At 38.6% G+C, this 13,575-nt stretch carries 14 protein-coding genes and 1 pseudogene; 2 read left to right on the top strand and 13 right to left on the bottom strand.

Annotated elements, in window-relative coordinates; all coding sequences use genetic code 11:
• The coding region (locus N3F66_12935; protein ID MCX8125050.1) for a PhzF family phenazine biosynthesis protein at nt 1–350 on the top strand (350 nt) is incomplete at its 5' end.
• A complete protein-coding gene (locus N3F66_12930) occupies nt 328–1,146 on the top strand; it encodes a nitroreductase family protein (GenBank protein ID MCX8125049.1) in 819 nt (272 codons plus the stop codon). The genes N3F66_12935 and N3F66_12930, both read left to right, overlap by 23 nt.
• A 102-nt stretch (nt 1,147–1,248) precedes the next feature.
• Here N3F66_12930 and N3F66_12925 read toward each other — a convergent pair whose 3' ends face one another.
• The 13 genes and pseudogenes from N3F66_12925 to N3F66_12865 all read right to left on the bottom strand — a co-directional run.
• Nucleotides 1,249–1,701, bottom strand: a complete 453-nt coding sequence (locus N3F66_12925) for a hypothetical protein (protein MCX8125048.1) — start codon at nt 1,699–1,701, stop codon at nt 1,249–1,251.
• Between the two features lie 249 nt (nt 1,702–1,950).
• On the bottom strand, nt 1,951–2,502 hold the full coding sequence (locus tag N3F66_12920; GenBank protein ID MCX8125047.1) for a hypothetical protein: 552 nt from the start codon (nt 2,500–2,502) through the stop codon (nt 1,951–1,953).
• A gap of 155 nt (nt 2,503–2,657) precedes the next feature.
• Entirely contained in the window at nt 2,658–3,266 is a 609-nt protein-coding gene (gene purN, locus N3F66_12915) for a phosphoribosylglycinamide formyltransferase (protein MCX8125046.1), read from the bottom strand.
• A gap of 28 nt (nt 3,267–3,294) precedes the next feature.
• The gene (locus N3F66_12910; protein ID MCX8125045.1) at nt 3,295–4,287 is read right to left on the bottom strand and encodes a hypothetical protein; all 993 of its coding nucleotides are present in this window, start codon (nt 4,285–4,287) and stop codon (nt 3,295–3,297) included.
• Nucleotides 4,288–4,290: 3 nt separating this feature from the next.
• On the bottom strand, nt 4,291–5,520 hold the full coding sequence (locus tag N3F66_12905) for a molybdopterin molybdotransferase MoeA (protein MCX8125044.1): 1,230 nt from the start codon (nt 5,518–5,520) through the stop codon (nt 4,291–4,293).
• A gap of 444 nt (nt 5,521–5,964) precedes the next feature.
• Nucleotides 5,965–6,669, bottom strand: a pseudogene (locus tag N3F66_12900) (EAL domain-containing protein).
• A 32-nt stretch (nt 6,670–6,701) separates the two neighbouring features.
• The gene (locus N3F66_12895) at nt 6,702–8,423 is read right to left on the bottom strand and encodes a Na+:solute symporter (protein ID MCX8125043.1); all 1,722 of its coding nucleotides are present in this window, start codon (nt 8,421–8,423) and stop codon (nt 6,702–6,704) included.
• A complete protein-coding gene (locus N3F66_12890) occupies nt 8,423–8,884 on the bottom strand; it encodes a chemotaxis protein CheX (GenBank protein MCX8125042.1) in 462 nt (153 codons plus the stop codon). The genes N3F66_12895 and N3F66_12890 overlap by 1 nt, the downstream gene beginning before the upstream one ends.
• A 613-nt stretch (nt 8,885–9,497) precedes the next feature.
• The gene (locus N3F66_12885; protein ID MCX8125041.1) at nt 9,498–10,262 is read right to left on the bottom strand and encodes a type III pantothenate kinase; all 765 of its coding nucleotides are present in this window, start codon (nt 10,260–10,262) and stop codon (nt 9,498–9,500) included.
• A 6-nt stretch (nt 10,263–10,268) separates the two neighbouring features.
• A complete protein-coding gene (locus N3F66_12880) occupies nt 10,269–11,303 on the bottom strand; it encodes a HEAT repeat domain-containing protein (protein MCX8125040.1) in 1,035 nt (344 codons plus the stop codon).
• Between the two features lie 109 nt (nt 11,304–11,412).
• Nucleotides 11,413–11,991, bottom strand: a complete 579-nt coding sequence (locus tag N3F66_12875; protein MCX8125039.1) for a SelB C-terminal domain-containing protein — start codon at nt 11,989–11,991, stop codon at nt 11,413–11,415.
• Nucleotides 11,992–12,147: 156 nt separating this feature from the next.
• Nucleotides 12,148–13,149 carry a selenocysteine-specific translation elongation factor gene (selB, locus tag N3F66_12870; GenBank protein MCX8125038.1) on the bottom strand — a complete coding sequence of 334 codons (1,002 nt, stop codon included), beginning with the start codon at nt 13,147–13,149 and terminating at the stop codon, nt 12,148–12,150.
• A gap of 9 nt (nt 13,150–13,158) precedes the next feature.
• Nucleotides 13,159–13,575: hypothetical protein (locus tag N3F66_12865; GenBank protein MCX8125037.1), on the bottom strand; the 417-nt coding region annotated here is incomplete at its 5' end.

Here is a 13,575-nt window from a genome sequence, read left to right as displayed (position 1 = left end):
TTGATATACATCCTGATTTTACTACGCTTAAAAAAATGGATAGCAGAGGCATTATAGTTACAGCCCAATCAAATACCAAAGAATATGATTTTGTATCACGCTTCTTTGCCCCAGGCCTTGGTATAAATGAAGATCCGGTTACGGGTTCTGCACATTGCTGTTTGGGACCTTATTGGCAAAAAAAGCTACAAAAAAGTGTATTTACAGCATATCAGGCTTCACAGCGTGGTGGAGTTTTAAAGATAGAAAGTACCGATAATAGAGTATTTATAGGTGGTTCAACAGTAACTTTTTTAAAGGTGAATTGTATATTTAGGAGAAAAAAATATGCCAACAATTATTGTGAATAAGGAAAAATGCAAAAAGGATAAATTATGTGTTATGGAATGTCCCATGAAGATCATTACAGTGGATAATGATGGCATTCCTCAGACACTGAGCAATGCGGAAACTTTATGTATTGAATGCGGTCATTGTGTTGCAGTATGCCCTCACGGTGCATTGAGCTTAACAACACTGCCATCAAGTGCATGCAAAGCTATTGTGCATAACTGGAATCCAGGAGCAGAAGTAATCGAAAATTATTTTAAAGCTCGACGCTCCATACGAAGATTTAAAAAAGATGATGTAGAAAGAGAAAAACTTATAAAACTCATTGAAATAACTGCCTATGCACCTTCAGGCCATAATTCACGTACTGTTGAATACATCGTTTTTACTCAGAGGGATAGAATTGAAGAGCTGATAACTCATGTGGTTGATTGGATGCGCATAATGTTAAAAAACTCTCCTGATATTGCTCATGCCTTTCATTTTGACATGATTACAAAAGCATGGGAAGAAGGCATAGATGTTATCACTCATTCAGCACCAGTTGTGATTATTGCTCATGGCCAAAAATCAAATCCCAACACATCAACATCATGTACCATTGCGCTTGCACACATGGAATTAATTGCTCCATCGCTTGGGCTAGGCTGTTGCTGGGCAGGATATATTAGCTGGTGTGCATTAGTGTATTCCCCATTAAAAAAAGCACTTAATCTTCCTGAAGGAGATGCAGTATATGGGACAATGTTGGTGGGATACCCAAAGGTTACATATTATAGAGTTCCTGAAAGGAGTGCAAAAGTACAATGGCGATAGTCACTGAGCATTGGAAAATTGCTATAATATGTATGTATAATAAAAAAGCAGGTGTTATTACACCTGCTTTTGAAATTAATAAATTAATAAAAAGGCTTCACATTATCGCTCGTATGCTCCACCTTCAACTTCTTTCTTTAAGCCTTTTTTCTCAACTTGATAGACTATTTCGCAGTTGTCATCATCATCATATGTTTCTTTAACGATAGTACCACCTTTAACAAGGCCACCAAATTCTTTTGCAACTGCAACACCAGTAGATGCATAATCAGCTGCTCCTGCAGCACCTTCAAGGCGAGCACCAACAAATTTTTCAATTATTCGCTTCTCAGCCATAATGATAGCTGCTTCTTTTGCTGTTCCTCGTCTCTGGATTTTGTTCTTTAATCCCGGTTTTGGAGCACCTGTAGCAGTTACTCTGAAAATATCAGGTGTTACCCATCCTTCTGATATAAAGGTTTCACCTTTTACCTGGCCACCCATCTTTTGTGATCCGCATGCTGTAAAGCTAATTGCTACAACAGCAATTAATACAACTAATAAAAGCTTTTTCATAAACAGCTCCTCCTTCTCTTTAGGGGTTAACCCCATGATATATTAATAAAAAAAAGTATGTATATGGCACACACCATATACTTTAAGGCAAATAGTAATAAAAAACAAAATAAACGTCAACACAAAAAATAAAATTTTTCGGTCTTGCTGTATATTGAATATCTCGTGCCAATCATTTAAGTACTGTAAGAGAATACAAATAATTTGATAAATAGTGCAACAAAATTTTTCCTTAAAAATATAGATTATTCAATGGTTGCTATCGTATACATTTTCTTTATCAAGCGAAGCTAACATGAAAAACATAATGGCACAGATAATAATGGTATTGAACAGAAACCATAAAAACGATAGTTCTTTTTCACTAACCCAAGTGTAAGTCATTGAAGACAGAGTCCCTAAAGAAAAGAAAAATAAAATAATTTCGTAATATTCTGAAAGGGCTGACGCAACAGTATCCATAAAGGAATCAGATACAGTAACCTTCATTGGCTCATACGTCCTGCGTATTTGTGGTAGAATTATAAACAGAATAATACAAAAGATTGATGACTGGAAAAACCAGTTTGTTGATAATAATGGAATTACAATGCCAAATATAAGTGATACAAATGCGTAGATAGGGTATAGCCGTAATTTGGATAATAATGGTATCCAATGATCAGGAATAAGGAAAACCACCTGTTTTAATTCCTGTTTTGTGTATTCATCCTTTGCATTAAAAAGTTTGTAATATTCATACACAATTACTATAAGGCTACAATAAAAAATGCATAATAGTATAATAGATACTAAACCCATCATGTTCCTCCATTAAAATATTGTATCGCCTCACACATACCCTTCTACGTAAAAGTGGAAAATGAATTTATTGCTAAAGTTTACTTATTCTAAAATTTTATGCAAGTATTTTATTGGTAACAATTAATAACAAGCATGGATTGTTAAAACAGTAACTATCGCACAATATATACTTTCCTTCCCTTTATGGTAAGCCTATCCTGGCAAAAAAGCTTTACTGATTCAATCAGTATTTGATGTTCCTCTTTTAGAATTCGGGCTGAGAGGGTTTCTTCAGTGTCATCATCATAAACCGGCACTGCACGTTGCATGATAATTGGTCCTGAGTCAGTTCCTTCATCAATAAAATGAGTGGTGCATCCTGAGATTTTAACCCCATAATCCAGTGCCTGCTTTTGTGCATGCGTTCCAGGAAATGAAGGAAGCAGGGCAGGGTGTATATTGATTATTCTGTTTCTAAATTCATTCACAAAGTAAGGAGTAAGTAGCCGCATATACCCTGCTGTGACTACCAGGTTGGTTTTGTATTTATTGAGCAGCTCTACCATTGCTTTCTCATGATCCTGACGTGTTGGATAGTCTTTGGGATTTACAAAAAAAGCTGGAATTGAAAGTTCACGAGCAATATCCAATGCTTTGACACCAGGTTTGTCAGATATAACGATTCCTAAATGAGCAGGAATTTCTCCTTTTATGATAGCCTGGGCTACCGCATGGAAATTTGAGCCACGTCCAGATACTAAGAATGAAACAGTTTTTTTCATTATACAACCTCAACTTTTTTTAATGCTGTTATAGTCGCATTGCTGATAGCAATGTATCATCAATTGAATCTTGTGCAATCAGTGTAGTACAATGCTGCCCCTTAATAAATACTGCAACTCTATTTTCACTATTAGTTGGTTTGCCATATCGTGCCACTATCTGTGATAGTAAAGGATAGTCATTTTCTGAAATAATCCCTTTGCCATAAATTACCGGACCTTTGAATGAAGGCTCCAGATAAAAATCGGCAATTGATTTATAGCGCTCAAGGATGGCACATTCTTTTTCATTGCGAGCTACAATTATGGTGGCATGTTGGTGCAGTCTATAGTGCCTGCCCACATTGGTTAGAAAGAGGTCAAGATCACTGAATGGTGGATGAAGTATGAGGTCTTTCACACGCGAAGCTAACTGTGGCATGGTTAAAAAACATCCACCGGCAGGGGACTGATACTGTTTAATGCCATATTCTCTGGCCAATTCCATTTGCTTTTGCCGAGAGCGCCCTTGTATAGCATAGAGCTTTTCTCTGTCCACAATGCCTTCTATTTCGGGGATAGTGGGTGGCAGCAATTTTGCTGATAGTGGGCGTAGCAGAAGTCCTAAAAGCCCGCTTTGTTTTTCAATGTGTATAAGCATGGATTTGTATTGTGACATGGGGCGCTGTCCTACTACCTCGCCAGTAATAACAAATGATGCATCAAGTTTGTCCATGTATTCCTTAGCTTTTTTCAAAAAGAATATCTTGCAGTCAATGCAGGGATTGGCGTTTTTCCCGTATCCATGAGCAGGGTGTGCAATAACCTGTACATATTCTGTGTCACAGCGGTAGTAAACGAGCGGAAGGTTAATTTGCTCTGCAAGCTTAGATGGTTGTAATTGCTGGGGAGGTGTTTGGGGGTCAACCGAAGGCAGTATGCAGTGAAGCCCAATTACCTCAATACCCTGCTTCATAATAACCGCTGCAGCTAACAAACTATCAAGACCGCCTGAGTATAAAGCTATTGCTTTTTTCTTCATGGCTTATACTTCAGGATGATGAATAAGTTGAACTGTTACCAAGTCGCCTGTTTTTACTGATAGGGTTTCAGGTGGCAAAATGATAAGACAGTTTGCAAGCGCCATTGAACGCAAAATTCCGGAGCCCTGAGGGCCTGTTATTACTACTTCGGGCTGTCCTTTATCAAAGGTAAGAATGCCACGAATGTAATGGGTTCTGCCATCACTTTTGCGTTTGATGGGTTCTTTACAGATAGCTTGTAAAACAGGTTTTTGCAATTTAGTAGCTCCTTGCATGGCAAGCATCGCGGGCCGTACAAATTGAATGAATGAAACCATAGATGATACAGGATTTCCTGGAAGCCCAAAATAAAGTATATTCCCTTTTTGAGCAAAAACACAGGGTTTTCCAGGTTTCATAGCTATACGTTCAACAAGTATTCTAAACCCTGATGACCGGAGGGCTTCAATAATAAAATCATATTTCCCTTCTGAAATACCTCCTGATGATATAATGATATCAGCCGATAGTGCCTGTTGAATGGCATACATACTTGATTCCATTGTATCGCGTGCAATGCCAAGATAATGTGGGATGCCTCCATATTCTCGTATTAATGACATCAATGTATATGCATTGGAGTTAATCACAAGTCCTTCTGCAAGCGCTGTGCCTGGCTCTGCAATCTCATCACCAGTTGCTATCAGGGCAACTTTTGGCTTTTGGGCGACAGTTACCGTTAACACACCAGCAGAAGCTAAAAGGCCAACTATAGCAGCAGTTATCCGTGTGCCTTTTGTAACGATGCACTCACCCTGTGTGATATCTTCACCTGCCAGTCGAATGTTGTCACCTTTCTGAACATGCCTATAAATCGTTACGTGGTTTTTTTCTTCGGTTGTTGCTTCTTTTTCCACCACAGCATCAGCTCCGGGTGGGATTGGGGCCCCAGTCATTATTCGTATTGCCTGTCCGGCTTTGAGTTCAAGTGGTGTTGTGATTATTCCAGCCTGGTATTCGCCAATCACTTCAAGGGTAACAGGATTTTCTTTTGAGGCAGAGGCTGTGTCAGAAGCTACTATGGCATAGCCATCCATAGCGGAATTGTTATGATAGGGAATATTAACACTTGATGTAATATCCTCTGCACAGATGCGGTTTAATGCATTGGTAAAGTAAACTTTTTCAACAGGTAGTTTCTGTATATGGGAAAGGATAGTAGCAAGAGCTTCATCCGGTGTAATCATTTTCATTATCCCTCCATTTATTAATGTAAATGAATGATTCCAATTCTATCGCATTTAATAGCAATAACAATTTTACATGTATTATAATCAAGTATCATTGATTTTGATTGTTTACGTCAACAATTATACAAATCAGAAGCTGATCGTGGAAACTATTGACTAATACAGTTAAAGTAAATTATTGTTGGTCAAGTCCAGTGTAAGGGAATTTTAATACCATGCAATGTGTTATATTGTGAGGAGCAAGGTGCTTGGTGATAAAAAATAAGTGAAATGTATTACTTTTTCATAGCAGCATATGCACTGTTATAAAATATGGTATATGTTGCATACAATATCAAGCTTTTTAAATGAACAGAATATTAGCAATAATGAAATTGGGATAATAAAATAAAGTAGATGCATGACAATTAAAAGTTTTACTGTTGCCTGATGTAATAAAAAATATAGTTAGTGTTTAGGCCAGAAATATTTATCGGGATTATAATTATTCATATATTCCAGACATTGATCTACAGGCATAGGTTTTGAAAAATAAAACCCCTGAACTTCATGGACGCCCAGTCCTGTAAGAAATGCTAATTGTTCTTTTGATTCAACACCTTCGGCAATTGTTCTTTTCCCAAGTGAATGTGCTAGAAGAACAATTGTCTTAACTATCTCAACATCATCTTTATTATCAGGCACTCCTTTCACAAATGATGCGTCAATTTTTAAAGAGTGGACAGGTATCTTTTTCAAATATGCTAGTGATGAATATCCTGTGCCAAAGTCGTCAATGGCAATATTAATACCAAACTGTTGTAGGGCATTACAGGTATTAATAACTTCCGTAGTATCGGACATGAGTAGATTTTCAGTCACTTCTATCTGAAGCTGTGCTGGATTTATTACTGAACTCTTTACTATTTTAATGATGTCGACAACAAAATCGGAATCGTAAAACTGTGTTGGTGGTACATTAAATGAAATGGTAAATCCTTGCTTTTGGAATGCCTTATTAGTTTGGAGCTGGCGGGTAACTTCGGCAACAATCCATTTGCCAACTTGAATAATTATGTCAGATGATTCAAGGACAGTGATAAAATGTGATGGAGATAAAATCCCGCGTTTAGGGTGATTCCAACGTATGAGCGCTTCCAAACCTGAGATATGTCGTGTAGTACAACATCATACATTAAAGGACATTATTTAAATTGTATATTTTTTTCGTATTTTAGGAGGTATAGTATAGTAAAAAAGCTAAAGATAAATAAAGTGATGAAAGCATAGGCATAAGTTTTATACAGGATGATTGCCCCTATGCCAAATAAAAGTGAATATGTTGCAATGATGCCAAGCATTGTCTGGAAAATACGTAAATATAAAAGCATATGATTGGCTGGCTGCTGTAACGCTCTTCTGAATGGCGTAAAGCCAAACTCTGGTTTTACGGTTGTATAATATGAATAGAGTTTATTGTGGTCAACAGGTGGTGTTAAAAATGTTGCTATAAGCCAGCATAGTGTTGTAAATGGCACAATAATTAATAAGTTGTAAGGAAAGGAAATTCCCAGTACACACCGTGATACTACAACTGCTGGGATAGGTGCAACCATTGCAATGATTTCTGACCATGCATTGATACGCCACCAGTACCATCTGAGCATCAGTACCGGTCCAATTCCCGCACCACATTCTATTATAAACGCCCATGCTCCTGAGATTGAATCAATGACAAATATGAGTATACTTGAGATAATTACCAGAGCTATCGTACATAACTGGGCAGTGATAACATAATGCCGTTCACTTTTTTGTGGTGCAATAAAACGCCGGTATAGATCATTTACAAGATATGAACTACCCCAATTTAGATGAGTGGAGATAGTTGACATGTACGCTGCCAAAAACGCTGCCACCAGCAACCCCTTTAATCCTACAGGAAGAAAGTCACGGATGGCAAATATATATGTTGCTTTTGATTGGTCATGGGGCACATTAGGGTATAACACCATGGTTGCAAGTGCAACGATTATCCATGGCCATGGTCGCAATGCAAAGTGAGCTATGGTAAACCATAAAGTAGCCATAAGTGAGTGAGTTTCATCCTTTGATGACATCATCCGCTGAGCAACATATCCTCCTCCACCAGGTTCTGCGCCAGGGTACCAGGAAGCCCACCACTGCACACCAACAAATAGTAGAAATGCTGAGAGTGGTATTGAGGAGCTATCGCCAAATGGTATAAAAGCAAGTGCTTTTGGGGGAAGTTGTTGTATAAGGCCTTCTATTCCATTCAGGGTGTGGTGACTTGTAACAACAATGGCCAGCACAATACATCCGCTCATTGCAATGATAAATTGTATAAAATCGGTGATAGCAACTGCCCATAACCCTCCCAGTGCAGAGTAGATTCCTACAAATAGCATGGATGCAATCACAATAACCAAAACATGGGTTGTGCGTAAACCAAAAAGATGCACCAGTATCTGAGCAAGAGCAACGTTAACCCATCCCATGATGATGCAGTTGGCAAAAAGTCCAAGGTAGATAGCTTTAAAACCGCGTAAGAAGGAAGCTTCTTTGCCACTATAGCGCAATTCAATAAACTCAATGTCGGTAGTAATCCCGGCACGCCGCCATAGCTTAGCATAAAAAAACACAGTGACGATATTTGCTGCCACCATATTCCACCACAGCCAGTTGCCGGAAATGCCACCACTGCGAACTAACTCGGTTACAGCCAGTGGCGTGTCGGCTGCAAATGTTGTTGCCACCATGGCTGTACCCGCTATCCACCACGGGAGGCTTCGGCCGGAAAGGAAAAATGCATGAGTACTGCTACGTGCTCTTTTTGCGTATAAAAGCGCAACAACCATGCTGAATAGCAAGTAAGCTGCAAGTATAATGAAATCTATTGTTGCCATTATTTATGTAAAAAATCCTTGTAGTAAAAATCTATGTCAAAGCCACCAAAACGGGATTCAAATGACAGATTGATGTTTTCATACAGTGTTTTTAATGGTATCTGCTCTTCATTATATTCCGGGGGAGAGGGTTTTAGGTTGTGTTTGATAAACTGTAGCTGGTTAATAAAAGTGCCGGTAATAAGGTTAGCTATCTCTCCGGCAACATCGGGGTAATATTTCTTTACATTACCTTTAGAATTACCAAAGAAATTCTTGGTTAGCTGTAGCAATGTGGATTCAGGAAAGTTAATGATAAGTTCTGCTTTCATTGTGCCATCAAGTTCAATGGTTACTTTTGGGTCATTTTGCTTTGATTGGCTTTCAAAGACCTCTTTTATATCAGGATCATGGAGAAAATTTTTAAAAATATGGTCAACAGAACGAGCTAAAATCCTAGTATAACGTTCATAATTATTCATCTGTGCGCTCCCCAGTGTAGTAACGTACTCCTTTATGCCATAATAAGACATAATAAAGGTAAATGACAACCAAAAATTGATACATGCTATTATTTTTATTTTATACAACAAGCGTTATTACTGGCCTATACCTTATAGGCGTCAAAGGGGCAAACGGTCTTTAATTTGTAATAAAATGTTTTTACAGAACTCTGATTCACAACACGTTTGAATAGGTATTTGCATATAGTATTCTTAAAAAGAATACAACATATTTTATAGTATGACAATGCAATTTTTATTCAAAAACTATCCACATTGCATCTGATTTTAACAGAAATTAATTTTTGACCACCTTGTGTAAAGCACCTTGCACTTGTCACTGAGTAAGAGCAAAAAAAATTTTTTATAAAATTGTATTGCTTAGTAAATGCTCAATATTCCAGAGTTTATGAAGTGTTTAATCAAAAATTTTACTCAAATGATTTATAAATCATGTGACATAGTTCATAGTTTGTAATCATCTGGCAATTAATTTAGTAAATTAATGTCATTAGATCATGCTTTTGTGGATAATGTGGATAACTTTGTGAATATTAATATAAACAGACTGTTTTTGGATTAATGCAACATTTTACCTGTTAATGTTGTACAGATAATACAGGCCTCTCATGGTAAGAGATGTATCAATTTTAACAGTAAACGATAGGTGAGGAGCAATTGCTTCTGCCATTCCGCCGGTGAGGATTACTGTATAATGAGCTGTCGCCCCTATTTTTTGTATTATTCCTTCAATGAGTGAGACCCATCCATAAAAAAAACCTGATATGAGGGCATCTTTTGTATTGTGAGCAATGATGTGAGGAGGTTTTTCAAAGGGAACCTCATAAAGCTGTGCTGCGCTTTGTGCCAAACCTTTCATTGCTGCTGCTACTCCCGGCGCAATAAGCCCTCCTTTTAGGACACTGCCTTCAAGCAGGCAAAAGGTAATGGCTGTTCCAATATCAACGATGATGCAGTCAGTAGAATAATCTTTGTACGCTGCCACAGCGTTTACAATGCGATCAACGCCAAGCTCTGCCGGATTGTCATATTCTATTGTGATGGGCATACGGGAAAGGTGGGTAATCCTGTGAGCAGAAATTGAAAAAAGGTTTTGAGAGGTTGTATCATAGGTTTGGTTGCATTGTGGAACTACACTGGAGTAGATAACACCGTTGATTTGCTCGGTTGCATGCGGGTTATAGTTCTCAAGAGCAGTGATTATAGTATCCGATAGTTCCTGTACAGTAATCTCACGCTTGGTTGGATACCTGTATGTGTATACCGGGAGGGGATTGTTTTGGGCATAAAGCCCTAGGACGGTATGCGTATTGCCAATATTGAAACCTAAAAACATAGAGAGTTATACCTGGTCTGTTTCGTGCACTCTCTCTAGACGGGATTTCAGTGAATAATACGCAACGCGCGCTTCATCACGAACATTTTTGTTATGGTCACTCATTGCCTTTTCTATTGCTTTCAGTGCCTGTGGATCAAATATCTTTTCAAGTGCCCGCACCGCTTCAAGGCGAACATCAAAGTAAGGATCATCTAAAAGTTTTACTAGCGCATTCACAGCACTTTTTTCACGTAATATTCCAATAGAGCGGGCTGCAGCCATACGAACAGATTTAAATTCATCGTTGCATGCTTTTATAAGAAGTGGTGCCGCTTCTTTTATCTTAAACTGGCCAATTTGCTTCACTGTTTCCTCGCGCTGAGCGCCACCTTCGGTCATGCGTTTTACTAGCAGCATAAATGGAGCATCGGTTATAGCTTTGAGTGCTCTTTCGGTCCCTATTTTCTTTAAGGCATCATGGGCAGCCTTGCGTACTTCAGCATTATTGTCAACAAGGCAGCCAATAAGTGGTCCAACAGCCGCCTCGCCACCAATCATACCCAATGCACGGGTTGCCTCTACCCGTACCTGATAATGTTTGCTATCAAGAGCTTCCACTAAATGGGGAATAGCATATTTATCTTTAAGATAACCCATAGTACGAATGGCTTCTATTGAAACCATCATCTTTTTATCTTTAAAAGCTAAGTACAGAATTTTTGATATTTCAAGGTCATCTGTAGGGCCAATTTCGCTTAACACTCGCAGGGCTTCTATTTTGTCGCGCTGTGAGCCCGATATGATTATCTGCCGTAAGTTTTCAATGATAACAGGATCCTTAATATTTCCAAACTTTATTGTGGCAATGGTCCTTACTCGTGGGTCAGGGTCGTGTATAAGCTTTTTTAAATCTTCAATGACGGATTGGTCACGAATTTTAACCAGAGCAAGCAGCGCATTGAGCCTTACTTCGGCTTTACGGTGCTTTGTCAGTTGAAGTAATCCCTTGATATCATTTTTTTCTCTTAGCTTGTCTACGTTTGGAGTGAAAAGTGCCATAGCAATCCCTTTTAATGTATTTTTATTTATTACAAGTCTATCCTACATATAGAAAAAAAGTCAACTAATAATGTACAATTTTATTATATTATGCAAATCTATATATATATTATACCTTCATACGAACATCGCCGTAACGCTTCAGTAAATTCTTTTGCTCCATAGCGTTGAGCAACGGGATAACATATTTGCGTGATAAACCTGTAAGTTCTTTTGCTTGCTGTACAGTCAGCTCTTTGTTGGCAGCAAAATGTGCCATTATACGGCTGCAATAATCTGAAAATACTTCCTTATGCCACAAAAGTTCCCTGTCAATTACAATAAGATGCCCTGTTTTTATAAGTGGGTCGATTATATTCTTGTTGTGGGGGAAATCCTTTGGGTTTATCCCTTCAATTCCCTTTTTCAATACCTGTAGCAGAAATTCCTTTTCACTATCGCCAATTTCTTCTTTTTCTTTTTTAACAAGATTGTACTCTTTTGCAATATGCTGTAGCACATCAAGCGGTATTGCATGCTTTTGTGTAATCTCCGTAAAGGGTATTGAACGCTTTGCTGCATCTTTACAAAGTGAGACAGCAGCATTAAAGCAAGATGCCGTGGCAATATACTCACCGATGACTGTTATTATATTTGTCTGTACAAGTTGCTTCAGGGTATGTACAACAATATTTCCACTGGGGAACAATTTTTGTAAGTTTTGGATAGTGATAAATGGATTGGTCAGTACTGTTGCATAAATAGCATTGGCAATGCTGTTTGAGCTTGCCAGTTCTGCAAGTACTTGGTCCTTTTTTACTGCACTTGAGTAGTTATGGCTTACGATATAGCTACCGCAACTGATTTATTGCCCCTCCGGAAACGTTGCAACAAATGGCTCTGTAGGATAACAGTAAACCGGGTGTTTAAATTTAAGTCGCACAATTTTTTGTGAATTGCCAATAACTGTGTATTGCGCATCGTATGAGGCGGTGCCAATGAGGATTTCTATCCACTGATTGTTTTTAAGCTGTGCAAAACTATGGGTAATGTATGCAATGCAGCTTTTTGTTTCAGTAAAAAAATTTTCTTTCACTATGATATCGCCGCGCTGCAAAGATTCCTTTTCAACGCCTGCAAGCGCTAACGCAGTTCGTTGCGATACATCTGACTTTTCCTGCTGCGTGTTATGGCTTTGAATCTGCCGTATACGCGTGGTGATGTTGTGAGGCAGAATGGTTACCATATCGTTTACAAAAAAACTTCCGTTTTTGCTTGTTCCGGTTACAACAGTGCCAACACCTTTGATGGTGAAAACCCTGTCAATGTGTAAATATGGCCTGTTGCCAACATCAGGTGGTGGCAACTTCTTTATAGCTTCTACTAGTTGTGACTTCAAAGCATCAAGTCCCTGACCGGTTATTGAAGAACAGGGAACAACCGGTGCACCTGAGTAAGGAGTAGTGAGCAGCATATTTTTTATGTGCGATAGTACCTGCCCAGTGTTCTCTGGCGCTTTGTCAATCTTTGTGAGGGCTACCACTAGTGAAGGAACACCAAGAATGGAAAGCACTTTCAGGTGGTCATCGGTCTGCTTCATCCACCCGTCATCAGCGGCAATCACTAAAAGCCCAATATCTATACCCCAGGCTCCTGTCACCATATTGCGAATGAATCGTTCATGACCGGGGACATCGACAATACTTACAGTACCAACAGTTGGAAGATTAATATACGCAAATCCAATATCGATTGTCATCTGACGGTTTTTTTCTTCTGGAAGTCTGTCGGCATCTATGCCGGTGAGTGCTTTTATAAGTGAGGTTTTGCCATGATCAACATGTCCTGCAGTACCAATAACGTACATGGTTACTTCCTATGGTATAAGTGAATTAATGGCATCAGCAACGTTGCCAATATCGTCATCCATAATAGTCCTGAAATTTAATGTAAACATATCGTTTTGAATATACCCAATGATGGGAATTGGTTGCATAACCATATGTGTGGCAATATCACCGGCTTTTTTGCCATCAATTGCAATGGCTATGCCGTAATCGGGTAACACCTTATCTGGCATTGCACCACCACCAAATGCGGTTTTGGAGTTGATGCGGCAAATAAATGGTTTAACCTCGTTTTTCAATTTCTTTAAAAGCTTTTTTATTTTTTTATCTATAGCGTGGAGATCCTGCTTCATAAAATCCCACGTGGGAACCATGTAGTGAGTATTGTTGGCATAGCGCAAAAGCACTTCTTGTAGTATAAAGTATGTTACTTTATCAACACGCAT

Source organism: Spirochaetota bacterium (genome assembly GCA_026414805.1).
GTDB lineage: Bacteria > Spirochaetota > UBA4802 > UBA4802 > UB4802 > UBA4802.
Note: the sequence above shows the minus strand (reverse complement) of the source record. Positions and strands in the feature narration are given on the sequence as shown.